The sequence below is a fragment of the Ruegeria sp. BF12 genome, assembly GCF_056538705.1.
Genome location: NZ_JBQFTP010000002.1, coordinates 366,596 through 389,132, shown reverse-complemented (window position 1 = coordinate 389,132; position 22,537 = coordinate 366,596). Strand labels below are relative to the sequence as shown.

24 protein-coding genes and 1 other RNA gene are annotated in these 22,537 nt (G+C 56.5%); 13 read left to right on the top strand and 12 right to left on the bottom strand.

Annotated features, from left to right (window positions below):
- The first annotated feature begins 48 nt into the window (after window positions 1-48).
- From ACR0J0_RS04840 to ACR0J0_RS04810, 7 genes are all read left to right on the top strand, one after another.
- Window positions 49-780 carry a FadR/GntR family transcriptional regulator gene (locus ACR0J0_RS04840; RefSeq protein ID WP_480661621.1) on the top strand — a complete coding sequence of 244 codons (732 nt, stop codon included), beginning with the start codon at window positions 49-51 and terminating at the stop codon, window positions 778-780.
- A gap of 10 nt (window positions 781-790) precedes the next feature.
- Window positions 791-1,153: a DUF4345 family protein gene (locus ACR0J0_RS04835; RefSeq protein ID WP_480661619.1), complete on the top strand. Its 363-nt coding sequence runs from the start codon at window positions 791-793 to the stop codon at window positions 1,151-1,153.
- A gap of 36 nt (window positions 1,154-1,189) precedes the next feature.
- Window positions 1,190-1,537: a transfer-messenger RNA gene (gene ssrA / locus ACR0J0_RS04830) on the top strand.
- A 100-nt stretch (window positions 1,538-1,637) separates the two neighbouring features.
- The gene (locus tag ACR0J0_RS04825; protein ID WP_480661617.1) at window positions 1,638-2,069 is read left to right on the top strand and encodes an ester cyclase; all 432 of its coding nucleotides are present in this window, start codon (window positions 1,638-1,640) and stop codon (window positions 2,067-2,069) included.
- Between the two features lie 129 nt (window positions 2,070-2,198).
- Window positions 2,199-3,014 (top strand): chromate resistance protein ChrB domain-containing protein, encoded by an 816-nt coding sequence (locus ACR0J0_RS04820; RefSeq protein WP_480661615.1) that lies wholly within the window; start codon window positions 2,199-2,201, stop codon window positions 3,012-3,014.
- Window positions 3,011-4,264 carry a chromate efflux transporter gene (chrA, locus tag ACR0J0_RS04815; protein WP_480661613.1) on the top strand — a complete coding sequence of 418 codons (1,254 nt, stop codon included), beginning with the start codon at window positions 3,011-3,013 and terminating at the stop codon, window positions 4,262-4,264. Before ACR0J0_RS04820 ends, chrA begins: the two co-directional genes overlap by 4 nt.
- A 76-nt stretch (window positions 4,265-4,340) precedes the next feature.
- Window positions 4,341-4,802 carry an SspB family protein gene (locus tag ACR0J0_RS04810; RefSeq protein WP_480661611.1) on the top strand — a complete coding sequence of 154 codons (462 nt, stop codon included), beginning with the start codon at window positions 4,341-4,343 and terminating at the stop codon, window positions 4,800-4,802.
- 33 nt (window positions 4,803-4,835) lie between these two features.
- Here the strand turns inward: ACR0J0_RS04810 and ACR0J0_RS04805 are convergent, their stop codons facing one another.
- Window positions 4,836-5,399, bottom strand: a complete 564-nt coding sequence (locus tag ACR0J0_RS04805) for a hypothetical protein (protein WP_480661609.1) — start codon at window positions 5,397-5,399, stop codon at window positions 4,836-4,838.
- A 207-nt stretch (window positions 5,400-5,606) separates the two neighbouring features.
- Between ACR0J0_RS04805 and fumC the strand changes: the two genes are divergently transcribed.
- The 5 genes from fumC (at window position 5,607) to ACR0J0_RS04780 (ending at window position 8,574) form a co-directional block, all read left to right on the top strand.
- Window positions 5,607-6,998 (top strand): class II fumarate hydratase, encoded by a 1,392-nt coding sequence (gene fumC / locus ACR0J0_RS04800; RefSeq protein ID WP_480661607.1) that lies wholly within the window; start codon window positions 5,607-5,609, stop codon window positions 6,996-6,998.
- On the top strand, window positions 6,995-7,519 hold the full coding sequence (aroQ, locus tag ACR0J0_RS04795; protein WP_480661605.1) for a gamma subclass chorismate mutase AroQ: 525 nt from the start codon (window positions 6,995-6,997) through the stop codon (window positions 7,517-7,519). Before fumC ends, aroQ begins: the two co-directional genes overlap by 4 nt.
- A complete protein-coding gene (locus ACR0J0_RS04790; RefSeq protein ID WP_480661603.1) occupies window positions 7,516-7,692 on the top strand; it encodes a DUF4169 family protein in 177 nt (58 codons plus the stop codon). Before aroQ ends, ACR0J0_RS04790 begins: the two co-directional genes overlap by 4 nt.
- Complete coding sequence (locus ACR0J0_RS04785; RefSeq protein ID WP_480661602.1) at window positions 7,689-7,904, top strand: ribbon-helix-helix domain-containing protein; 216 nt, start codon at window positions 7,689-7,691, stop codon at window positions 7,902-7,904. Before ACR0J0_RS04790 ends, ACR0J0_RS04785 begins: the two co-directional genes overlap by 4 nt.
- A 67-nt stretch (window positions 7,905-7,971) precedes the next feature.
- On the top strand, window positions 7,972-8,574 hold the full coding sequence (locus tag ACR0J0_RS04780) for a DNA-3-methyladenine glycosylase I (RefSeq protein ID WP_480661600.1): 603 nt from the start codon (window positions 7,972-7,974) through the stop codon (window positions 8,572-8,574).
- Window positions 8,575-8,577: 3 nt separating this feature from the next.
- Here the strand turns inward: ACR0J0_RS04780 and ACR0J0_RS04775 are convergent, their stop codons facing one another.
- From ACR0J0_RS04775 to ACR0J0_RS04760, 4 genes are all read right to left on the bottom strand, one after another.
- The gene (locus ACR0J0_RS04775; protein WP_480661598.1) at window positions 8,578-9,459 is read right to left on the bottom strand and encodes a fructose bisphosphate aldolase; all 882 of its coding nucleotides are present in this window, start codon (window positions 9,457-9,459) and stop codon (window positions 8,578-8,580) included.
- A gap of 71 nt (window positions 9,460-9,530) precedes the next feature.
- Window positions 9,531-10,880 carry a cytochrome P450 gene (locus ACR0J0_RS04770; RefSeq protein WP_480661596.1) on the bottom strand — a complete coding sequence of 450 codons (1,350 nt, stop codon included), beginning with the start codon at window positions 10,878-10,880 and terminating at the stop codon, window positions 9,531-9,533.
- Window positions 10,877-12,091, bottom strand: a complete 1,215-nt coding sequence (locus tag ACR0J0_RS04765) for a hypothetical protein (RefSeq protein WP_480661594.1) — start codon at window positions 12,089-12,091, stop codon at window positions 10,877-10,879. Before ACR0J0_RS04765 ends, ACR0J0_RS04770 begins: the two co-directional genes overlap by 4 nt.
- A gap of 63 nt (window positions 12,092-12,154) precedes the next feature.
- Window positions 12,155-12,907 (bottom strand): cytochrome c biogenesis CcdA family protein, encoded by a 753-nt coding sequence (locus ACR0J0_RS04760; protein ID WP_480661592.1) that lies wholly within the window; start codon window positions 12,905-12,907, stop codon window positions 12,155-12,157.
- 105 nt (window positions 12,908-13,012) lie between these two features.
- Here ACR0J0_RS04760 and ACR0J0_RS04755 point away from each other — a divergent pair, with 105 nt between their 5' ends.
- Complete coding sequence (locus ACR0J0_RS04755; RefSeq protein WP_480661590.1) at window positions 13,013-13,246, top strand: sulfurtransferase TusA family protein; 234 nt, start codon at window positions 13,013-13,015, stop codon at window positions 13,244-13,246.
- A 46-nt stretch (window positions 13,247-13,292) separates the two neighbouring features.
- On the opposite strand, the gene ACR0J0_RS04750 is transcribed toward ACR0J0_RS04755, so the two are convergent.
- The 7 genes from ACR0J0_RS04750 to purC all read right to left on the bottom strand — a co-directional run bounded on the left by ACR0J0_RS04750 (window position 13,293) and on the right by purC (window position 22,486).
- On the bottom strand, window positions 13,293-16,220 hold the full coding sequence (locus ACR0J0_RS04750) for an Rne/Rng family ribonuclease (protein ID WP_480661587.1): 2,928 nt from the start codon (window positions 16,218-16,220) through the stop codon (window positions 13,293-13,295).
- A 511-nt stretch (window positions 16,221-16,731) separates the two neighbouring features.
- The gene (locus ACR0J0_RS04745; RefSeq protein WP_239335358.1) at window positions 16,732-18,066 is read right to left on the bottom strand and encodes a sigma-54-dependent transcriptional regulator; all 1,335 of its coding nucleotides are present in this window, start codon (window positions 18,064-18,066) and stop codon (window positions 16,732-16,734) included.
- 12 nt (window positions 18,067-18,078) lie between these two features.
- Window positions 18,079-19,857 carry a sensor histidine kinase gene (locus ACR0J0_RS04740; RefSeq protein WP_480661585.1) on the bottom strand — a complete coding sequence of 593 codons (1,779 nt, stop codon included), beginning with the start codon at window positions 19,855-19,857 and terminating at the stop codon, window positions 18,079-18,081.
- A gap of 36 nt (window positions 19,858-19,893) precedes the next feature.
- Window positions 19,894-20,562 carry a phosphoribosylformylglycinamidine synthase subunit PurQ gene (purQ, locus tag ACR0J0_RS04735; protein WP_480661584.1) on the bottom strand — a complete coding sequence of 223 codons (669 nt, stop codon included), beginning with the start codon at window positions 20,560-20,562 and terminating at the stop codon, window positions 19,894-19,896.
- Window positions 20,563-20,584: 22 nt separating this feature from the next.
- Window positions 20,585-20,815, bottom strand: coding sequence for a phosphoribosylformylglycinamidine synthase subunit PurS (gene purS / locus ACR0J0_RS04730; RefSeq protein ID WP_170354098.1), 231 nt, complete (start codon window positions 20,813-20,815; stop codon window positions 20,585-20,587).
- A gap of 118 nt (window positions 20,816-20,933) precedes the next feature.
- Window positions 20,934-21,596, bottom strand: coding sequence for a MarC family protein (locus tag ACR0J0_RS04725; protein WP_480661581.1), 663 nt, complete (start codon window positions 21,594-21,596; stop codon window positions 20,934-20,936).
- A gap of 134 nt (window positions 21,597-21,730) precedes the next feature.
- Window positions 21,731-22,486 (bottom strand): phosphoribosylaminoimidazolesuccinocarboxamide synthase, encoded by a 756-nt coding sequence (purC, locus tag ACR0J0_RS04720; RefSeq protein ID WP_480661579.1) that lies wholly within the window; start codon window positions 22,484-22,486, stop codon window positions 21,731-21,733.
- Window positions 22,487-22,537 lie beyond the last annotated feature (51 nt).

Here is a 22,537-nt window from a genome sequence, read left to right as displayed (position 1 = left end):
GACTTTTAAATGTCAGACAAATAAAAATTCACCAATGGTCCCCGGAATATGAAAATTGACCCAAAGAAGCCTGCTGATCTGTCGGCACAGATCGCTCAGGCTATTCGCGATGCAATCATCTCGGGCGAGTTGATCGTAGACGAGCGCTTACCGTCCGAGGCCGAACTGTCCGATCAGTTTCAGGTTTCACGCCCAACAGTACGCGAAGCATTGAAACGTCTGGCTGCGCAGTCCCTGATCCGAACGCAACGCGGTGCAAGCGGTGGCGCATTTGTAAACCGGTTGAGCTTTGAAAACGCGTATTCACAGCAGATCACCACCTCGACCTTGTTGTTGTCGATGAATGCCGTCAGTTTTGATACCGCCTGCGAAGCGCGATTTGCATTGGAGCGCGCCTGTGCTCCCTTGTCGGCGCAGCGCCGAACGGCAGATCAACTGGCCACAATGCGGGCCGAAATCCACCGGCAGTCACAACCGGGTCTGACAGATGAGGCCTTCTGTGCCTCAGACGTTGCGTTTCACCGCGCCCTTGTCGATGGCGCCGGCAACCCCGTGTTGTCCTATCAATTGGCCGGAGCGGTCGAGGCCATGCAGCCCTTGATGAACATGATTACCTTCACGGCTCGATCCCGCGAGGCAATCATTGCACTGCACAACCAGATCGCTGATGCGCTGGAAGACCGCGACTCGACCAAAGTGGACGCGACACTAGTTGAACTTGAGAACTACACACGACAGCTGGCGCAGGACGTCGCGCAGCAGCGACGCAAGCCCGCATAAGGAGAACCGGATGACGACTGTCTTGAACGTGATTGCCGCACTCCTGACCGTTGGATTTGGCTTGTTCGGTTTTCTGGCCCCCAGCTTTACTTTGGGTGCGCTGGATCTGACCCCAACCGAAAGCAATATGGGCTTGAGCGAGATGCGGGCCTCAGTCGGCGGGCTGTTCGTTGTCACGGGTCTCGCCGTTCTGTGGCTGAACAACCCAATGGCCTATGCCATGCTGGGTGTCGTCTACGCAGGCGCGGCGTTGGGCCGATTTGTATCCGTTGTTCTGGACAACCCGCCTGTGGTCAAAGCTGTGACTTTTGGAGGAATCGAGTTGGCCCTGGCGCTTTGGCTGATACTGGCCAACATCAATAGAACCGCTTAACCCACTGTTTTTATTTCGTACGCCCGACTAAATTCCCGGTTTGCATCCGGCCGCTCGGTCACCTATATAGGTAATGTCCTTCGGGACTATGGACATAAACGCGCTCGTAATAAGCGGATCGGACCCGGGGGCGGTACCCGGCGGCTCCACCATACATCTTTCGTTTGAAGATCATGGGGCCGAAATAGGATCGACGAACGTCTAAAGGGGTTAGCTTTGTCTCGGCTGTCTGCCACCGTTACCGGCGAAAATAGTACAATTGCAAACGACAATCGTGCTCCGGTTGCAGTTGCTGCGTAAGCAGTAACAAGACCGAAACTTAAGCCCTTGCGCCTAGCCGCGTAAGGCGGGGTTCGCAGGTACCTGGCAACAGAAACCTGCATTTCCCGCCAAATGTCTGTGTTATTCCGCCGAGCATGTACATGTTCAGATTTTTTTCACTCTTTCATCTCATGCTGATCCCGACAGAAAAAGGAGAGCTGGGATGTCTCACGCTGATCTACTCAGAGAATGGTATTCCGAGGTTTGGGAAAACGGGAATACTGACGCGATTGATCGGTATTTTGCTCCTGAAACCACTGCCGAAGGGTTAATCCCAGAGATGCAGGTCGGCGCGGATGACTTCCGCGATCTGGTCATGGCGTTTCGGCACATTCTTGGGGACATTCAGGTCGATATGCCCAAAATCATCGAAAACGGTGACTGGGTGTCCGCCATCATTCACCTGCGCACAACGCGGGCGGATAACGGCGCGCCCCTTCAGGCGACAGGCAGCGTCATCGGACGGATCAAAGACGGGCGCATGGTCGAAGCGTATAACCAGTTCGATTTCATCTCATTGTTCGAACAACTCGGCCAATTTCCGGAAGACACCCTTCCGGTTTGCATGACCGGACAAAGGCTGGATTGGGCCTGAACCAGACCGGAGCAATCTTGACCCCTTTGGCGCTTACGCGGTAGCTAGGGCCATGGGGTAAGATTGCGAACACCCCGTGAGGCGTCAGCCCAAGTTTCGCATGTATCCGACAAAACCAGGAGACATGCTGTGCCCGCGCCGAACTCTATCACCGCCAAGCAATTGTTAAGACTGATAGGAACGCCTCAGGCCCCCATGCTGATCGACATTTGCATGGACGCCGACTTTGAAGCCGATCCCTATCTCATCCCCGGTTCTATCCGCCATCCTGCGAAAGACATTGAAGGCCTTGTGAATTTGATCGGTAGCCGCCCTGCGGTTGTGATTTGCCAGAAGGGCAAGAAACTCAGTCAGGCCGTCGTCTCGTGGCTGCGCGGCGAAGATGTCCAGGCCGAGTATCTGGAAGGCGGCATGTATGCCTGGCGTGACACGCCGGATGCGCCGCGTGTGCCCGCCGCCGCTTTGCCGGTTCTCAGACCTGAGGGGTCGGTTTGGGTCACGCGTCACCGTCCAAAGATCGACCGCATTGCCTGCCCGTGGCTGATCCGTAGGTTCGCGGACCCGAAGGCCCGGTTTTTGTTTGTTGCGCCCGCGGAAGTTGAAGCCACGGCCGAGATTTTTGGCGCGACTCCGTTCGACATAGAAAACACCCATTGGAGCCACAGGCAGGACCGGTGCACCTTTGATACGATGCTGGATGAGTTCGCTCTGCACACGCCAGCGCTGGATCGGCTCGCGACGGTCATTCGGGCCGCGGATACCGACCGTCACGACCTAGCCCCAGAGGCCGCAGGGTTGCTTGCAGTGTCCGTCGGGCTTTCGCGCCAATACCGGGACGATCACGAAAACCTTGAGGCAGGAATGCACCTGTATGACGCACTGTATCGCTGGGCGCGCGACGGGTTCGAGGAACGCCACGACTGGCCGGCGGATCGCAAATCATGACACCAACGATTTCGGATCTGGTCAGGGTCTTTGGGCACATCGGCCTTTTGTCCTTTGGGGGACCCGCGGCGCAGATCTCCCTGATGCATCAAGAACTGGTGGAAAAGCGGCCGTGGCTGGACGAACAGAGCTATCTGCGAGCGCTTTCACTTTGCATGTTGTTGCCCGGCCCCGAGGCGATGCAACTGGCCACCTATGCTGGTTGGCGTTTGCGCGGCGTGATCGGAGGGCTAATCGCCGGCGGTCTCTTTGTTCTGCCCGGCGCGCTGATCATTGCTCTGCTGGTCCGGTTGTACGCGGCTTTTGGTGACTTACCACTGGTACAGGCCGGTTTTCTTGGGGTCAAAGCTACCGTTATCATCATTGTGCTTCAGGCACTAAAAAACCTGTACTGCAAAGCCTTGACGGATATCGAGCATCGCGCCATCGCCGGGCTTGGCTTTGTCGCGATCTTTGCGTTCAACCTGCCTTTCCCATTAATCATTCTCGCTGCCGCCATTTGGGGTTACGTCAGCTTCAAGGGCGAAACGCGGTCTGCAGAAGCGCCCCCTGCCCCTAGCGCTGTGCGACCATTTCGAACCTGTGCCATTTGGCTAACGCTGTGGCTGGGTCCGCTGGTCTTGCTGAGCGTAACGGGCCAAAAACTGCTCAGCGACCTCGGATGGTTCTTCGCCCGTCTTGCCGTTGTCACGTTCGGAGGGGCTTATGCCGTTCTGGCTTATATGACCCAGACCGTCGTGGACAAATACCATTGGGTAACAACGGATCAGATGATTGACGCCTTGGGACTGGCTGAAACCACGCCGGGGCCGTTAATCTTAGTGACTCAATTTGTGGCCATGCTGACGGGCCAGATCTCGGGTGGGTTTTCCCTTGCCCTTGCCGCAGGAGCCGTTGCACTGTGGGCGACTTTTGTACCGTGCTTCCTTTGGATCTTTCTCGCCGCCCCCTATCTGGATCAACTGGCGACCCGCCCCAGGCTGTCCGCAGCTTTGCATGGAATCACCGCAGCGGTGGTTGGCGTGATTCTCAACCTTTCCGTGTGGTTCGCTTTGAACGTTCTTTTTGCGGACATTCCCGAAAAAACATGGGGCGCGATCACGCTGCCCTGGCCCGATCTGATTTCGTTAAACCTGCCCGCATTGCTTTTAACTCTGATCGCAGGGGTGTTGATATTTAAGCTAAAATTCGGCATGGGAGTGACCTTGGCTGTGATGGCCGCCGCCGGAGTCGGCATTCATTTTCTTTGAACAATCCACCCACTCCCGGTCTTTCGTTTCCTAAGGAATCCCCTATGCTTGGGGTAATCACTTTTGAGGATGACACATGTCGCAGGACATCGACTATGGAACCCTGATGCACACCGCGATGCGCGGTCTCATCCAAAAGGTTCTCACCAGCGTATCCGAAAACGGCCTGCCTGGAGCGCATCATTTCTTCATCACCTTCGACACCCGGCAAGACGGTGTCGAACTGGCCGATTGGCTGCGCGATCGTTACCCCGAAGAAATGACGATTGTCATGCAGCACTGGTTCGAAAACCTTGAGGTTGGCGACGACGGCTTTGCGATCACGCTGAATTTCGGTGACGCACCCGAACCGCTGTATATCCCCTATTCCTCGATAAAAACCTTCGTCGACCCTTCCGTTGAATTCGGGCTGCGCTTCGAAAGCCCCGATGACGAAGAAGAGGTCGAAACGCACATCGTCGAAGATGGGTTCGAAGTTGAGGAATCGCCGGTCCAGCAGGATGCGGATGTCGTCTCTCTGGACAGTTTCAGAAAATAGCGCCTGTCACACAGACCCCGCCTCGCGTGGGGTTTATTGTTTTTCGAGGAACGTTTCCACGGATCGGGATTTTATCCCGTTGCGGAACCTGGAAAATGACAGGTTCAGCCCGCCATCCGCCAGCGTGCGATCAAACTGCTGCAGCTCGTAACCACCGCTTTCATCGATAAATAAGGAAAAGACCGTCAACGTCTTACCTTCGATCCGGCCCCAAACGAATGGTTCCCCCTGCATCGGGTCCAGCGGAACCTCATGCCCGAAAACATTTCGTTTCATGGCAGCGGAATAGACGTCGGAGCGATCCGACTGCTTGAAGTCGATGGAAAAGGATTGCTCTTTGACGCGGCCGTCCTGCTTATAAGTTGTTGTCTTCCAACTGACGTTGAAACCGTCCGATATTTCGTGGATTGAAACGCTCATGTCGCGAGGGGTCTCGCTGCCGTCATCGTCAACGACATTTGCAGACCCGACATAATCGCCGACAAAGGGTTTGATATCCCCTGCATGGGCCTGAAGGTTGGCAAAAGCGATCCAAAACAACGCACCCAAGGAAAACGCGAGTAGTTTCAGCGGGTGAAACCGGGGAAATAGGAGCACTTTGACCTCCATCACTGTGGTTTAGGCATTCTAGCTGAGACGTGAGCGCGCACAATGGCCGTAATTGCAGCGCAACCAAGAAAAATGACGCACCCCCGCGCCTATACCTTTGGCAGCCTTAAGTTTATGGTGCGCGCAACTGGCCGATTGCGCGATGACGTCGTCACGGGTAAACGGCATACGACTGCATACCAGACGGAGTGACCGATGTCTCAGACCCGCACCGAATCCGACAGCTTTGGCCCGTTGGAAGTTCCAGCCGACAAGTATTGGGGGGCTCAGACCCAACGTTCGATCATGAATTTTCCGATCGGTTGGGAAAAGCAACCCATTGCCATCGTGCGCGCGCTGGGCGTGATCAAAAAGGCCTGCGCGATCGAGAACAAGGCTATCGGAAAACTGGACGGAAAAATCGCTGATGCGATCATTCAGGCTGCGGGTGAAGTGATCGAGGGTAAGTTCGATGACAACTTCCCTCTGGTCGTGTGGCAAACCGGTTCGGGCACACAATCGAACATGAACTCGAACGAGGTTATCGCAAACCGCGCTATCGAAATTCTGGGCGGCGTGATCGGCTCGAAAGACCCAGTGCATCCGAACGATCACTGCAACATGGGCCAGTCGTCGAACGACACGTTCCCCACTGCAATGCATATCGCGACCGCGATGAGCGTTCGTGATGTTCTGCTACCGGGCCTCGAGAAATTCGCCTCGGCTTTGGAGGCGAAAGCAAAGGAGTTTGCAGGGATCATCAAGATCGGCCGTACGCACACACAGGATGCGACCCCGTTGACGCTGGAACAGGAATTCGGTGGCTACGCGCACCAGATCCGTCAGGGCATCACTCGGGTCGAGGCCGCAATGCCCGGGATCTATGAACTGGCGCAAGGCGGAACCGCTGTTGGCACCGGCCTGAACACGCATGACGGCTGGGACGAGGCCGTTGCCAAGAACATGGCCGACATCACTGCCCTGCCCTTCGTCACCGCGCCCAACAAGTTCGAAGCTCTGGCCGCCCACGATGCCATGGTGTTCCTGTCGGGCGCGCTGGCGACCGTTGCTGGTTCTTGCTACAAGATCGCGAACGACATCCGGTTCCTTGGCTCAGGCCCGCGTTCGGGTCTGGGTGAGCTGATCCTGCCGGAAAATGAGCCTGGTTCGTCAATCATGCCGGGCAAAGTGAACCCGACACAGGCCGAGGCTCTGACTCAGGTGGCCGCGCATGTGATGGGCAACGATGCCGCGATCAAGTTCGCGGGTTCGCAGGGCCATTTCCAGCTGAACGTCTACAACCCGATGATGTCGTATAACCTGCTGCAATCCATTCAGCTGCTGGGCGATGCCACCGACAGCTTTACTGAGCGTATGCTGCTTGGCATCAAGGCGAATGAGCCGCGCATCGACAAGCTGATGAAGGAATCGCTGATGCTGGTCACGGCGTTGGCCCCGACCATCGGTTATGACAACGCCACCACAGTCGCTAAAACGGCGCACAAGAACGGCACGACCCTCAAGGAAGAAGCGATCGCGCTGGGCTTTGTCGATGAAGAGACCTTTGACGCGGTTGTCCGGCCCGAACACATGATCGGGCCCAAATGACCGCTTGGGGGAAGCCTGTCTGTCTGTGCCTGCTCATCGCGGGCACAGCAACCTCCGCGCAAGCGGAATTGTTCGATCTGATCGACACTCGGCTGGAGTTGATGCAAGACGTTGCCGCGTTCAAGCACGCCAACGACCGCAGGGTCGAAGACCTCGAGCGCGAGCGAGTTGTGATTACCAAAACGCTGGAACAGGCTGCCCTGGTTGGCGTTGACCCAGACACGGCACAACTCTTCTTTGAGGCACAAATCGAAGCGGCGCAAGACATTCAGTCCTGTTGGATCGCGCGGTGGACCGAGGAGAAAACCTCCGTTCCAGAAAACTACGCCGACCTGACAACGGAAATCCGGCCTGCCCTTTTGGAACTTGGCGGGCAAATCCTAGAGGCGCTATCCGCCCAGCTGCCCGTTTCGCCATCATCACAAGCCGAGTTTTCTGAGGCCGTGCGCGTTGACTGCCTTTCAGATGACAGCCGCGCGGAATTGTTCGATAGTCTGACAAAGGTGAGGCACGAGCAATGACAACTCCGGTCAATCTGAACAAATACCGAAAAGAAAAAGCCCGGGCTGAAAACAAGGCCCGCGCGGAGCAGAACGCCGTCGCTTTTGGGAGAACCAAGGCCGAAAAAGATCTGGCGAAAAAGCAGCGGCGCAAGCTGAATCGAGACCTGGATGGCCGTAAGTTGGACACATGAGTGGTCGCCCGGTCAAACGTTCCCTGACGCTTAAAGGCCATCGAACATCCGTATCGCTTGAGGATGAATTCTGGCAGGCGTTTCGTTCGATTGCCAAAGAAAAAAATCAACCAATCAACGCACTGGCGGCCGAAATTGATGTTAACCGAGATCCTGAGGTCGGGTTGGCATCCGCCATACGGGTTTTCATTCTGAATTGGTATCGGGCCTGAGAAATCAGGCTTGCCCTTTGACTTCGAAACCGCCTAAAGTGAAGGGGAACAAAAGGGGTACAATTCAGTGACGAAAACGATTGAAGGCCCGGATGGTAAACCACGGTGTGCATGGTGTCAGGCCGCACCGGAGTTCTTTGATTACCATGATCACGAATGGGGCTACCCGGTCGCAGATGATCAGCGCTTATTCGAGAAACTGTGCCTCGAAAGCTTTCAGTCTGGCCTCAGTTGGCGCACTATCCTGTCCAAACGAGAGAACTTTCGAAAAGCATTTAATGGCTTTGAAATTAATTCCGTAGCCGCTTTTGATGATGCAGATGTTGGTCGCTTGATTCAGGATCAAGGCATCGTTCGGCACCGTGGCAAGATCGAGGCTGTGATCAACAACGCGCGCCGCGCTCAGGAACTGATCGAGGCCGAAGGGTCTTTGGCCGCCTATGTTTGGAGATTTGAGGCCGATGCCCCATTGGACCCGCAGTCAACCTCAACATCGGCTGAGTCTGTGGCCATGTCGAAGGATCTAAAAAAGCGGGGTTGGAAATTTGTCGGTCCTACGACCGTCTTTGCCTTCATGCAGGCAATGGGTCTGGTGAACGATCACGCTGAGGACTGTGTGATGCGGAAAAAAGCGGCGCTGATGCGCCGCGATTTCACCAAACCCGTATAGCGCTTAGACAGACGCGCGGAAAATCTTGTCGATATTGCCGCCCAGAGCCGCATTGAACTCTGTATCCGACTGCTGCTTTGACAGACCTTCGGTCAATGCACGCGAGAAGGACGCGATCATCTTGCCATTCTGACCCAGCAAATCGCACGCCTGTTCGGTCGAATAACCGCCGGACAGCGCGACAACGCGCAGGACACGCGGGTGATCAGCCACTTCATCATACAGGTTGGCCTGGCTGGGGATGGTCAGCTTGAGCATGATGTCCTGCCCCTCGTCCAACTGGTCGAGGTTTTTCAGGATTTCGGCCTTCAGGATGTCTTCGGCTTCGGCTTTGGTCGCCGAGTTGATGTTCACTTCGGGTTCAACAATCGGAACCATGCCGGCGGCAACAACCTCAAGCGCGACATCGAACTGCTGCGCGACAACGGCCGCGATGCCTTCGGCGTTTGCATCATGAATAACCGAACGCTCCTTAGTGCCGAAAACGCCTTCGGCCTTGGCCAGTGTTTCGGCCAGACCTGGGATCGGCTTCATCATCTGAACGCCATTCGCTTCGTCTTCCAAACCTTTGTCGATCTTGAGGAAAGGTACGATACCTTTGACGGACCACAGGTAATCCGCGACCTTGCGGCCGTCAATTTGCTCGCCCAGCGTGCGTTCAAACAGGATCGCTCCGATTACTTTGTCCTTAGTGAAGTCATCCGCCAGAATGATCCGCGCGCGCATCTTCTGGATTTCACCGAACATTTCTTCGTCCGAGTTGTATTCCGATGCGTCCACCCCATAAAGCGCCAGCGCTTTGGGCGTCGAGCCACCACTTTGATCCAGTGCTGCGATGAAGCCTGCACCGTTGGACATTTGCGCGCGCTGTTCTGCTAAGGACATAAGACTTTCCCGTTAATATGATTCCGCATTTTCCAATCGCATACAGCAAGGCGTAGGGCGATGGTAGTTTGTTAGCGCTCAACCAAGCGCAACCAAATTCCGTCTTGGGATCGAACCGTGAGATGGGCGACCGGAACTGGCGTTCGGCCCTTAACAAGCTCAAACCGGAAGTTTCGCAGCAGCATCGATAAAAGCAGTGGCCCTTCGATCATCGCAAAACCAGCGCCTGTGCACACGCGCGGCCCAGCCGAAAAAGGGATATAGGCAATGCGCTGACAGGACTTGCCATTCTCGGTGTTCCAACGCGTTGGGTCAAACTCGTCCGGCCTGTCCCAAATCCGTTCTTGTCGGTGCAAATGCCAGGGGCTGATTACCACTTGCGAACCTTCTGCGATATCTCTGTCGCGAAAACGCTCAGGGCACGTGGCCTCGCGCACCATCATCGGGACAGGCGGGTAAAGGCGCAGTGCTTCGCGAAACACATCCCTGCTGAGCTTGAGGCGCGACATCGCGGCAAAACTTGCAGCGTCCAGCGCAGATGCCTCGTCCGCCAACCTTTCCTGCCACTCTGGGTACAAAGCCATCAGATAGAGCGTCCAGGCCAAAGCGGATGCGCTGGTTTCATGCCCGGCGAGGAAGAAGATCGCGACCTGATCAACCATTTCCCGGGTATCAAACGCGCGTCCGGTTTCGGGGTCGTGCGTCGTCATTATCTTGGTCGCAAGATCATCGGGCGCCTGACCCCTGGCAATCAGGTCCGAGCGTTCGGCTGTAAGCTGCGCAATCAACCTTCTGATATCTTTTGCATTCTTCCTCGTGTTCCGAGAATGAAGCCGTGGCAGCCACTTGGGCAACGGGACAAACGCCGCCACGTTCAGTATTGGCTGTGCACGCTGATAACTGCGAAACTTGTCAAACACCTTCGCGGCAATCTCATTCTCGATAGGAACAGAAAACAGGGTTCGGAAGATGACATCAGCCGCGATATGACTGGTGACCTCTTCGAACTCCAGAACCTCGCCGGCCTGCGGACGTAAACGCTCCACTGCGGCCTGACCGGCCGCATGCATGGCCGAGAACGTATCCTTCAGCCGACCACCTTCAAAAGCCGGGTCAATGATCCTGCGCTGCCGTTTCCAGGTCTCTCCGTTCGTCAGGAATACCGAGTTTCCCAGCAATGGGCGCAACCCCTCACTGATACGATTGGACTTCGGAAAGTCAACGGAGCGTTTTTTTAGAACTGTTTCAACGAGTTCTGGCTGGTTTATCAGATACGATCGAAAGAACGGAGTGCGGAATTCGGCCATCCACGCGCGGTACAGTCTTTGCGGTTGGGCGGACAGGATGTCTTTGCGAAACAGCTTTATATATCGCCAAAGCGACACTTTATCCGGGCGCGGCTTGGGCTTGGGTGGGATCATGCTTTCACCGATTGATACTTGGACACCGGCTTTTCCACCCGGGATTTCGACGGCGTCCTATCCTGAAACCGTTGCCCTAGTGTCTGGCTTCCCGCCGTAATGCGGAAATAGTCGTAACCACCGGGGTTATCAAACGCACAAAGGTACTGGAAATGCAGCCGAAAAAAACGCCAGCGCAAGCTCCGCCAACGCTCTGGAGACAGGGTCTGAGTAAAGGCTGCTGAAAGAACCAGGGGCCACTTTTTTTCATCGGTCGCAACACCGCTGACTGAGACCGGATCACACAGGGCAAAGGCACAGCCGTCACCGGGGGCCGAGACGTCCACCCAAGCCAGACAATCCTGCGTGGACAGGAATTGCAAATCCGCGCGCAAATCCTGCGCATCTGGTAGAAAGGAAACCATGGGCACGACCTGCCCCAACGTGAGAAACGAGAATTGCGGGCCATTTGCATAAGGGCCATCCTCTCGGATTACGTCGGCCAGTACGGTGACGCCCAGGTGGGCACCTGAACTGTGCCCAACGACCAAAACCTCGTCGACATCGGAATGCAGCGCGTCTCGGATCAGGGCGCTGAACGTTTTCAGGCGCTGGCGCAGCTCTCGTGACATCGCCCCACGCAGTTCAGCGGAATAAGCATAGTCGTGCATCAGGTAATAGGCGAACAACCGGTTATCGATTTTCCGAAACCAACGCGTCAGCCCAAAAGCCATAGCAACGGCTGGGACCACACCGAGCCAACCGAGAACCGGAAACAAAAGCAAACACACAACCCATGCCAACCCTATCGCCAGCATAAGCTGCGCCAATAACATGCAAACCGGGTACAGCGCTGCGATTACTGGCCCTTTTCGCAACCGCATCAGCCGCCACAAAGTTCCAGTGGAGATGTAAATCCACGCGGTTCGAATCAATTGCAGATAGGTAGCGGGTATCGAGTTCGACATGCTCTCGCGGACGATATCGGACCAGACGAGGACCTCAACATCGGCCACAACGTCCAAACCATCCTGATGCGATTGGACGTGCCAGCCATAAGGGCCGTCGCCGGACTTTGCCGAAACTGCTATTTGATAACCAGAAACATCGGCCTGAACACCGCCTTCGGTTCTATAGAGCTCGCGGTAGCGCCGTGGATGAATCGGGTCGTAGCCGGGAATATAGAACACCCGGCGTTTCCGCACCCGTGGTTGATTATTCTGACTGCTCATAGCCTTACCTTCTGCGGCGCAGGTTAACGCAGCCTGAGCGTCAAGGTAAGTCAGATCAGCAGATCATCCGAAATTCGCAAGCGCCGGGAAGGTTTCCAACAGCCACCAGCTGAACTCAGTGAACAGGCCGGTGATCAACATGATGCCGACGAACAAAAGCAAGCCGCCCATCACCTTTTCGATCGTGCCCATGTAAGGCTTGATCCGGTTCATCACGGTCATCGACCGGTTCAGGAACATCGCTGCCAGAAGGAACGGTATGCCCAAGCCCGCCGCGTAAACACCCAGCAGCAGCGTTCCCCGCGCCACCGATGCCTCGGACGCAGCCAAAGACAGGATCGCGCCCAACTGAGGACCAATGCACGGTGTCCAGCCAAACGCAAAAGCAAGACCCAGAATATAGGCGCCAAACACCGATCCCCCTGAGTCGCCGGTTTCGATCCGCGCTTCGCGATCAAGAAAGGGAATGCGGATGACGTTCAGAAAGTGCAGACCAAAGACGATCACCACTGCGCCGGACACCTTCGCAAACAGAACCTGATTCTGCAGAACGAAGGCCCCGAAGGCCGAGGCCGTGAACCCCAGAAGCAAAAACACAGTAGAAAGGCCCAGAACAAAGAACAGCGCAGCCAGCGTTGCCTTGCGCCGCGCTTGGGCCTGATCCTGCATCTCATTGATCGTCACACCGCTCATATATGCCAGATACGGAGGAACGATGGGCAGAACACAGGGCGACAAAAAGCTGATGAGCCCGCCTAACATGGCGACGAACATGGCAGGCAGCAGGCCCGCGTCTATGATTTCAATTCCGAACATGCCTCAGCACATATGTCATGTAACCGGCGACGTCACGGGGCCATTCAGTCACATCCTCGTGGTTGCGTGCTGGACACTGCGACAAAGTCGAAATATCTGACCCATATGTCAAATCCGCCAGAAACTCTCGATGCGTTGGGTCTGCTGTGCCCCTTGCCCGTTCTCAAAGCGCGCAAACGTCTGAAATCCATGCCAGCCGGAGCCGTTCTGCGCGTGCTGGCAGATGACCCGGCCGCCATCATTGATGTTCCACATTTCTGTTCTGAAAGCGGTCATCGACTGTTGTCTCAGGAAGACGCAGACGGACATCAAGTCTATCTGATCCAAAAATCCGACTGATACATTTCCAAAAGAAAAAGGCGGGCACTTGGCCCGCCTTTTCTTGTTACTGACCCAACGACCACCAGCCGCGCCGTTTAGGCTTAGCAGGCTGCTCAGGTTCTTCGGCGACAACCTCTAGAACAGGCTCAGCAGTTTCCTCAGCAGCGATTTCTGCGGGTTCTTGCGATTCATCAGCGACAGCTGCAGCCACGGGTTCGGGCTGTTCGTCCGCTGCTTGCTCGACCTCAGCCTCAGACTCGGCTGAAACATGTGCTTCAGGTTCAGGCAGCTCGACCTCTAGTTCAACCTGTTCCACCTCTGCGGCAGTTTCTTCAACTACTTCCAGCGAAGCTTCTTCGGCCGGAGCAACGTCAACCGCCTCAGCCGTCACTTCCACAACTACGGTTTCCTCGACCGCTACGGTCTCCTCACCGGTCGCAACTTCTTCCGGAGCGTCCTCAGCGGCGGTTTCCACCTCGGATTCAACCGGTTCCGCGTCTTTCTTCTTGCGACGCGGCGCACGGCGGCGTTTGGGCTTAGCAGCTTTTTCCTCTTCTGCAGTTTCGGCGGCGTCACCCTCAGGCTCAGCTTCTTCCGTCGATTCGTCCTTAGCCTCTTCCGAAGCCTCAGCTGCAACAGCTTCACCCTCTTCGGCGCTTACCTCAGGAGTATCGCCGGAGCCATTGCTCTTTTTCCGACGACGGCGACGGCGCTTACGCTTGGGCTTGGTTTCTTCTTCGGCCTGAACGGAGTCTTCTTCGGCCTGCTCTTCTTCGCTGGCGTCGACAAGATCCATCAAAGACGCATCGACCGAGACCACCGGCGCGGTGGCCTCGGGTACGATCCGGCTGGCGGTCTTGAACTTCTCCATCGAGAAATCAGGGCTGACCAGGTGCACGTCGCCTTCGACACGCACGGACAGACCGTAACGCGCTTCGATCTGAGCGATATGTTCGCGTTTCTGGTTCATCAGGAAGTTGGCAATGCTGACCGGGCAGCGCACCAGAACCTCGCGCGAACGGCGACGCGTTCCTTCTTCCTCAATCTGGCGAAGGATGGTCAGCGCCATGTTGTCATCCGAACGGATCAGGCCGGTGCCGTGGCACGCCGGGCAAGGTTGTGTGGTCGCCTCCAACATACCAGGGCGCAGACGCTGACGGCTCATTTCCAGCAGGCCAAAGCCCGAGATGCGACCAACTTGAATGCGCGCCCGGTCGGTTTTCAACTTTTCCTTCAGACGCTTTTCGACGGCCGCGTTGTTCTTGCGCTCGTCCATATCGATAAAGTCGATAACGATCAGCCCCGCCAGATCGCGCAACCGCAGCTGACGGGCCACCTCTTCGGCGGCCTCAAGGTTCGTCTTGAGCGCAGTTTCCTCAATCGAACCCTCTTTGGTCGCCCGACCAGAGTTCACGTCGATTGCAACCAGCGCTTCGGTCACCCCAATCACGATATAGCCACCGGATTTCAGCTGAACGGTCGGATTGAACATCCCAGCCAGATAGCTTTCCACCTGATAGCGTGCGAACAGCGGCAGCGCGTCCTCATACCGTTTTACGTTCTTGGCATGCGAAGGCATGATCATTTTCATGAAGTCTTTGGCGATGCGGTAACCACCTTCACCTTCGACCAGAACCTCATCAATCTCGCGGTTGTACAAATCGCGGATCGAACGCTTGATCAGATCGCCTTCTTCATAAATCTTCGCTGGCGCAATCGATTTCAGCGTCAGTTCGCGGATCTGCTCCCACATGCGTTGCAGGTACTCATAATCGCGCTTGATCTCGGATTTAGTACGCTTGGCGCCGGCGGTCCGGATAATCAGACCGGCACCTGTCGGTACATCGATATCCGCCGCTATTTCCTTGAGTTTTTTACGGTCAGGCGCGTTGGTGATCTTGCGGCTGATCCCTCCACCACGCGCGGTATTCGGCATCAGAACGCAGTACCGACCCGCCAGCGACAAGTAGGTGGTCAGGGCTGCACCCTTGTTACCACGCTCTTCCTTGACAACCTGGACCAGCAAGACCTGACGGACCTTGATGACTTCCTGGATCTTGTACCGGCGTGGACGCGGCTTGCGCATCGGGCGAATGTCTTCGCTGTCATCTTCGTCCGCAACAGACTCGATCGTGTCATCCTTAGAAGTTGCGTCAGCCCGGGCCTCGTCCTCAGACTTTTCGTCATCCTCAGACGACACGTCTTCAGAGGCTTCATCTTCTTCCGACGGAGCCTCAGCTTCGCTAGACGTATCTTCGGATTCGTCAGTTGCTTCAGCCAACGCCTCTTCTACGTCGGCCTGCTTTTCCTCAGCAGCTTCCGCCGGGCTTTCATCAGCCTGTTCCGAAGCTCCTACTTCAACCTCAGCCGCAGCGCCTTCATCCTCAGGGCTGACCTCAGTTTCGGCGTCTACGACCGCTTCTGCCTCAATCTGCGCGTCCGAGGTCTCCTCTTCGTCGACAGGCTCTTCAACCGGCGTTTCAGCAACGTGATCCGCAGGAGACGTTCCTTCAGGCACTGCAACGTCAGCACCTTCTTCGCCTTCATCCAGATCTATGGTTTCCATCCCGGTGGGTTCCGAGGAAACCTCGATCGATTCCACGGCATCATCAGATTTCACATCTGCGGCCTTGGTCCGCGAACGAGACCGACGTTTTTTCGGCTTCGCCTCATCGGCCTCATCGCGCGCCTTCATCGCCTCGGCATAAGCGCGCTCTTCTTCCATCAGCGCTTCGCGGTCGGCGACCGGGATCTGATAGTAATCCGGATGAATTTCTGAGAACGCCAGGAACCCGTGGCGGTTCCCGCCATAATCCACAAAGGCCGCCTGCAGGGACGGTTCGACCCGCGTTACCTTTGCTAGATAGATGTTGCCAGCAAGCTGACGTTTGTTTTCGGATTCAAAATCGAACTCCTCGACCTTGTTTCCGTCAACCACCACGACGCGGGTTTCCTCCGCGTGGGTGGCATCGATAAGCATTTTCTTAGCCATGTGTCCTTGGTGCACCGCGCCAAATGCGTTGTCCTTACCCGTCCGGGAGGACAGGCGCTTTTGGGGTGGTGTCTTGTCAGGGCGATATCGGACGGCGCGCGGCAGGGTCTGGCGCTGTGGCCCCCTGCCCGTATACTCAGTCGTTGCGCGCGCGTCATCGCGGTTCTTCTCCGACAGGCGCGGTCAATACCTCCGCCTGCCCATTTATTCCTTTCGCCCGCTCTTGCGGGCTCAGGCGTTCAACTGCCCCGTTCGGGGCACAATCGGTCTGCTTTGCCATGCGGGATTGATCACCATCAGCGGCAGAACAGCGAAACTCAAAGATTCGGGACTTTTGGGCGCGAATTAGCCCTGCCCGTTCGGACACAATAAAAGCAGTCCTGTGGAAAACACAATGGGCAAACTGCGAGAAGATCAACACAAGGCCCCGGGGATCGCTTCATCTGGCCCAAAATATCCCGGGGGTGAATTGAGCCGCAGGCTCAAGAGGGGGCTGGCCCCCTCTCTATTGTTACAGATAATCCGAGCGCTGAAGCCCGTATTTCGCCATCTTCTCGTTCAATGTCCGGCGCGGCAGGCACAATTCATCCATCACGGACGCGATCGAGCCCTTGTGGCGCCGCATTGTATTGTCGATCAGCATCCGTTCGAACGCTTCGACATATTCTTTGAGCGGTTTGCCCTCGGTCGTCATGACAGGCTGCATTTCCTCGTGATCGGACATCAGCAGCGACGCAATGGTCCCTGATCCGCGTCTGGACTGCAGGACCGCGCGTTCGGCGATATTGATCAGCTGACGCACGTTGCCCGGCCAGGGCGCCTGCAGCAGCTGCGCCGCTTCCTGCGCACTCACCTGAGGGGCATCGCAGCCGTATTCCTCGGAGAATTGCTCGCTCAGACGGGTGAACAGAGTCAGAATGTCCTCTCCGCGCTGGCGCAGCGGCGGCATCGTGATCCGCAGCGCGGCCAGACGGTAGAACAGGTCGGGGCGCAGAACATCTTCGCTGGTCTTGCCAGCTTCCTGAAGATTGGAAATCGCGATGATCCGTGTTTCGGCCGGAGTCCCCTGATCATTCATCACGCTCAGCAACCGGGCCTGCAGCGTGTCGCTCAGCGCCTCGACGTCCTCAAGCACCAGGGTGCCGCCCCGCGCCTCTTCGATCGCGGGCAGTTGTGCGTCTTCCGGCATCATCGGGCCAAACAGGCGTTTCGAAAGCGCCTCTTCTTCCAGCGCCGCACAGGACACCAGAACGAATTTCTTGCCCGCACGGCTGCCGACTGCGTGCAGGGCATGCGCAACAAGCGTCTTACCAGTACCGGTTTCGCCATCAATCAGAACATGACCGTCCGCCTGCCCCAGATCCAGAATGTCCTCACGCAGGCGCTCCATCACCGGGCTGGCGCCGATCAGTTTGTTCATGATTTGCGTGCCGCCGGACAGTTCGCGCCGCAAAGCGCGGTTGTCCAGGGTAAGCCGGCGCGCATTGCTGGCGCGCTTCGCCAACTCGGACATTCGGTCAGGATTGAACGGTTTTTCGAGGAAATCGAACGCGCCTACACGCATCGCCTCGACCGCCATGGGAACGTCCCCGTGGCCCGTAATCATAATGACGGGCAGCGTGCTGTCGGCACCCATCAGCTTTTTCAGCAATTGAATGCCATCCATGCCGGGCATTTTGATATCCGAAATCACGATGCCCGGATAATCCGGCCCCAGTACTTTCAGGGCGTCCTCTGCGCTGGCAAAGGTTTCGGTGTCATAACCTGACAACGCCAGCCATTGGCTGATCGACTGGCGCATGTCCTGTTCGTCATCCACAATGGCTATCTTCATGGCCTGTGCCATAATCATTCCTCGTTATTCCGCGGCCTCAAGGCCGTCGCTTCCAAGTCTCGGCAACTGCATTTCAAACACCGCCCCGCCTTGCGGGCTGTTGCGTGCTGTCAGCCGTCCGCCATGGTCGTTCACGATCCCGGATGAGATGGCAAGCCCCAGACCAACGCCGTCACCGGGCTGTTTGGTAGTATAGAACGGTTCGAACAGGTTTTCGATGTCTTCTATTCCGTACCCGTTATCGCGCACAGTCAGAACCGCCATATCACCTGCGGCCAGGATAATTTCCACATCCGGCTCTGATACAGATTTGGTGGCGTCCAGCGCATTACGCAAGAGGTTGACCATAACCTGTTCGATCCGCATCCGGTCGCCCATGACCAAGACCGGTTCATCCGGCAGGATCTGAGTGATCTTGACGTGGCGCTGACGCAGTTGCGGCTCCATCATAGACAGGGATGAGGCCAGCGCTTCGCCAAGGTTTACAGGGGAAAACGTATCCGCGCCCTTCCGTGCATAAGATTTGAGCTGGCGAGTAATCGCCCCCATCCGCTCAATCAGGCCGTCGATCCGACCAAAGCTGGCCAGCGCCTCTTCCGCCCGGTTTCGGCGCAACAAAAGACGCGCCCCGGCCAGATAGGTTTTCATTGCAGCCAGAGGTTGATTGAGCTCGTGACTGACCGCCGCCGACATCTCACCCAACGCTGCCAGTTTCGAGCTTTGCGCAAGCGTCTGCTCGGCAACTTCCAGCGTTTTTTCAACCCGTTCACGCTCAGCAATTTCCCGCTTTAGCCTAGTATTCAATGCGCGAAGCTCTGCCGACTCGCGCTGAAACAGGGCCATACGGAACGTGGCCCGGCGACTCAGCGCGTAGAACGCCAGCGCCAGAAGAATCGCAAAGCCCATGATCTCGAGCGCGAGGACGCTGTTCACCTTTTCACGAATCGACGCGTAGGTGGTGAACGAGGTCATTTTCCAGCCCCGAAATGGGATGCGCGTTTCCATACGCATGACCGCCTCGCCTTGCAAATAGGCGTCTGGCGGCAGCGCGGTCCAGTCGGTCGTGGCGCGAATGGCCCGCTGAATGGCCCCTTGTGGCGGCTGGCGACGCATCGCAGCGTTTTCCTCGAGGCCGCGCCACTGAGGTTCGGTCGATAGGATGATGTTGCCCGTACTATCCGTAACCATCACCGCATCGGAAATCCCAGCCCAGGCTCGTTCGAACTTGTGAAGGTCAACCTCAACAACAATGACGCCAAGAATTTCGGCATTGGCGTCTATGCGTCGCGAATAGACGAAACTGTAGCCGCCGGACTTGTTTTCGATGACCGTAAAGATCGTTGAGTTCGATCGGACGGCATCAATAAAATACGGGGAACTGCGGTGTCCTTCGCCCAATCGGTTTCTGTCCGTAGCCGCCCTGGTAAGACCATCGCTGTCCAACAGCATTAGAGACGCCGCGCCAATTTCTTCGACAAAAGAAATCAGCCTTTGACTGGACAGCGAATAGTCGCTGGATTGCAGCGCGGAAATCAATATGGGATCGCGCGCCAAAAGCTGCGGAACAATGGCATTTCTGCGCAATTCGCTCAGCAGGTTTCCGGAATACAACGCCAGGCGCAGTTCGGCCCGGTTACGGGTGGATTCGGTAAAACGGTCTGTTAACAGCCGGTTAGTGACGTAAACCGTCGTGACCGTGGCAATCAACAGCAACAAAACCGCCACACGCAGCCGCCAACCCAATGGCGCGCCGCGAAATGGTTTTGTCAGAAAGGACCAGACTGAGCGATCTTCGGAACTCATCCAGGGAAGTTACGCGGGCTGGTTCGCAAGCTCAAGTCACGCTGGTGCGAGAACACCCGACAATGCGCGGAACAATGCCGTCCCGTCGGTTCCGCCGTGGCCTTCATCCGCCGCACGTTCGGGGTGCGGCATCATTCCCAGCACCCGACGGTTTTCGGACAGGATACCGGCGATATCGCCGACCGAGCCATTCGGATTCTCGGTATAGGTGAATGCGATCCGGTCCTGATCCTGCAGTTTGGATAGCGTGGCATCATCCGCAAAATAGTTGCCGTCGTGGTGCGCGATCGGGATACCGATGACATCGCCTGCATTATAGCCTTCGGTAAACGCGCTATCGCTGGTTTCCACTTTAAGGCCGACAGTTCGGCAGATGTATTTCAGACCCGCGTTTCGCAGCAGTGCACCCGGAAGGATTCCGGTTTCGGTCAGAATCTGAAATCCGTTGCAGATCCCGACAGCATAACCACCGCGCTCGGTATGATCGACGACGGCTTTACAGATCGGCGACTGCGCGGCGATCGCGCCGCAACGTAAGTAGTCCCCGTAGGAAAAGCCACCCGGCACACCTACGATGTCCACGCCTTCAGGCAGCGCGGCATCCTTGTGCCAGACCATTTCGACCTGAAAACCCGCCTGTTCAAAAGCGACGGCAAGATCCCGGTCACAGTTGGACCCGGGGAATACGATGACAGCTGCGCGCATGGCGGGCCCTCCGGTGTTGGGTTCAGACCAGTTCGATTTCGTAGCGTTCGATGACCGTGTTGGCCAGCAGCTTTTCGCACATCTCGGTGATGTCCGCCTCGGTCGCGCCGTCGGCCAGTTCTAGATCAATCACCTTGCCCTGACGCACACCTTCGACCTGATCAAAGCCCATGGCACCCAATGCGTGACGCACTGCCTCACCCTGCGGGTCCAGAACCCCGTTCTTGAGCATCACATGCACACGTGCTTTCATTCTCGCAACTCCAGCTGAGGACCGATGTTTCCGGCCCGTTCCGTTGCGCGGGGGATAACGTGCCAAAGGGCGTTCGACAACCCTTGTCAGCACGCAGTTTGACGCAGTTGGTATTTGCTCAGTTGCCGCCTGAAAGTCCCGGGTAATGTTTGTCGATTGCATTGAAGGTGCCGGTCAGGACCATTTCGACGGCCACAGCCACCAGAATGATCGCCATCACCCGCGTGATCACGTTGATCATAGTCGGACCAAAGAACCGCGAAATCGGGTCGGCAAACAAAAGCCCCAGCCCAACGATTGCGCAGGCGATCAGAACCGCCGAACCCAAAGTCACGATCTCGGCCCCATCGGACAACGTATGAGCAAATACAATGGTGGTCGCAATCGTGCCCGGACCGATTGTCAGCGGAATGGCCAAGGGCACCACGGCGATATTGCTTTTCTTCCTTGTGCCCTCTTCGACCGCATTCTTATCGCCCTGCGGCCGGTCGGACGCATTCAGCATCGACATGCCAACGCCCAGAATGATCAGGCCGCCCGCGATGCGAAACGACGGAATATCGATGCCAAAAACGGCAAGGATTTCTTCGCCGATCAGTACAGCGATCAAAGCGACCGTCACAACGGTACCTGTCACGACCAGCGCCACACGTTTACGTTCGGCCGGTGTGTACCCTTCGGTCATGCTCAGAAAGATGGGAATCCCGTACAGCGGATTAAAAATAGCCAACAGGGCCGCGAGAAATTTAAGAAAAACCGCCTGGTCGAATAATTCAGCCATTGCCTAGGTCACCATCCGATAATCTAACCCGACAATGTGAGACAATTGATCAAGCTGTCAATTTCACTGCGTGAAGAAAAAGCGCCGCTGGTTTCCCGGCGGCGCTTTCGTAAAATTGTTAGCCCTGCGAATGATCAGTTGATCAGCGTGGGTTTGTTCACGTTGCTTTTGGGCAAAACGCCCAGACGGCGCGCGACCTCGGAATATGCGTCGGTCAGGTTGCCCAGATCCCGGCGGAATACGTCCTTGTCCAGCTTTCGGCCGGTTTCGATATCCCACAGACGGCAGCTATCAGGGCTGATCTCATCTGCCACGATCAAGCGCTGGAAGTCTCCGTCGAACACGCGGCCGATCTCGATCTTGAAATCTACAAGTCGAATACCGACGGCCAACATCACACCGCTCATAAAGTCGTTCACACGCAGAGCGAGGCTGAGGATATCGTCCATGTCCTGCTGGCTGGCCCAACCAAAGGCGGCGATGTGTTCCTCGGTCACCAGCGGATCACCCAACGCATCGTCTTTGTAGCAATACTCGACAATAGGACGCGGCAGCTGCGTGCCTTCCGCGATGCCCAGACGTTTCGAGATCGAGCCGGCGGCGTAGTTGCGCACGATCACCTCAAGCGGAATGATCTCGCAGTTGCGCACCAGCTGCTCACGCATGTTCAGGCGGCGGATAAAGTGCGTGGGCACTCCAATCTGGTTCAGGCCTGTCATGAAGAACTCACTCAGGCGGTTGTTCAGAACCCCTTTGCCGTCAATGACGTCCTTTTTCTCCGCATTGAACGCGGTGGCATCATCCTTGAAATACTGCACGATGGTTCCCGGTTCAGGGCCTTCATACAGAATCTTGGCCTTACCTTCGTAGATTTTCTTGCGACGCGCCATGAGCGACCTTTCCAGTCCGGGGCGAGGGAATGAGTCCCTTCGCGTTGGCGC

What these genes read in the sequence shown, in the direction of transcription:
- ACR0J0_RS04755 (WP_480661590.1), top strand. Translation starts at nt 13,013, where the DNA reads ATGTCAAATCCGCCAGAAACTCTCGATGCGTTGGGTCTGCTGTGCCCC.
- ACR0J0_RS04825 (WP_480661617.1), top strand. Translation starts at nt 1,638, where the DNA reads ATGTCTCACGCTGATCTACTCAGAGAATGGTATTCCGAGGTTTGGGAA.
- purC (WP_480661579.1), bottom strand. Translation starts at nt 22,486, where the DNA reads ATGGCGCGTCGCAAGAAAATCTACGAAGGTAAGGCCAAGATTCTGTAT.
- chrA (WP_480661613.1), top strand. Translation starts at nt 3,011, where the DNA reads ATGACACCAACGATTTCGGATCTGGTCAGGGTCTTTGGGCACATCGGC.
- ACR0J0_RS04750 (WP_480661587.1), bottom strand. Translation starts at nt 16,220, where the DNA reads ATGGCTAAGAAAATGCTTATCGATGCCACCCACGCGGAGGAAACCCGC.
- ACR0J0_RS04765 (WP_480661594.1), bottom strand. Translation starts at nt 12,091, where the DNA reads ATGAGCAGTCAGAATAATCAACCACGGGTGCGGAAACGCCGGGTGTTC.
- aroQ (WP_480661605.1), top strand. Translation starts at nt 6,995, where the DNA reads ATGACCGCTTGGGGGAAGCCTGTCTGTCTGTGCCTGCTCATCGCGGGC.
- ACR0J0_RS04810 (WP_480661611.1), top strand. Translation starts at nt 4,341, where the DNA reads ATGTCGCAGGACATCGACTATGGAACCCTGATGCACACCGCGATGCGC.
- ACR0J0_RS04760 (WP_480661592.1), bottom strand. Translation starts at nt 12,907, where the DNA reads ATGTTCGGAATTGAAATCATAGACGCGGGCCTGCTGCCTGCCATGTTC.
- purQ (WP_480661584.1), bottom strand. Translation starts at nt 20,562, where the DNA reads ATGCGCGCAGCTGTCATCGTATTCCCCGGGTCCAACTGTGACCGGGAT.
- purS (WP_170354098.1), bottom strand. Translation starts at nt 20,815, where the DNA reads ATGAAAGCACGTGTGCATGTGATGCTCAAGAACGGGGTTCTGGACCCG.
- ACR0J0_RS04770 (WP_480661596.1), bottom strand. Translation starts at nt 10,880, where the DNA reads ATGATCCCACCCAAGCCCAAGCCGCGCCCGGATAAAGTGTCGCTTTGG.
- ACR0J0_RS04725 (WP_480661581.1), bottom strand. Translation starts at nt 21,596, where the DNA reads ATGGCTGAATTATTCGACCAGGCGGTTTTTCTTAAATTTCTCGCGGCC.
- ACR0J0_RS04785 (WP_480661602.1), top strand. Translation starts at nt 7,689, where the DNA reads ATGAGTGGTCGCCCGGTCAAACGTTCCCTGACGCTTAAAGGCCATCGA.
- ACR0J0_RS04745 (WP_239335358.1), bottom strand. Translation starts at nt 18,066, where the DNA reads ATGGCACAGGCCATGAAGATAGCCATTGTGGATGACGAACAGGACATG.
- ACR0J0_RS04835 (WP_480661619.1), top strand. Translation starts at nt 791, where the DNA reads ATGACGACTGTCTTGAACGTGATTGCCGCACTCCTGACCGTTGGATTT.
- ACR0J0_RS04740 (WP_480661585.1), bottom strand. Translation starts at nt 19,857, where the DNA reads ATGAGTTCCGAAGATCGCTCAGTCTGGTCCTTTCTGACAAAACCATTT.
- ACR0J0_RS04775 (WP_480661598.1), bottom strand. Translation starts at nt 9,459, where the DNA reads ATGTCCTTAGCAGAACAGCGCGCGCAAATGTCCAACGGTGCAGGCTTC.
- ACR0J0_RS04790 (WP_480661603.1), top strand. Translation starts at nt 7,516, where the DNA reads ATGACAACTCCGGTCAATCTGAACAAATACCGAAAAGAAAAAGCCCGG.
- fumC (WP_480661607.1), top strand. Translation starts at nt 5,607, where the DNA reads ATGTCTCAGACCCGCACCGAATCCGACAGCTTTGGCCCGTTGGAAGTT.
- ACR0J0_RS04840 (WP_480661621.1), top strand. Translation starts at nt 49, where the DNA reads ATGAAAATTGACCCAAAGAAGCCTGCTGATCTGTCGGCACAGATCGCT.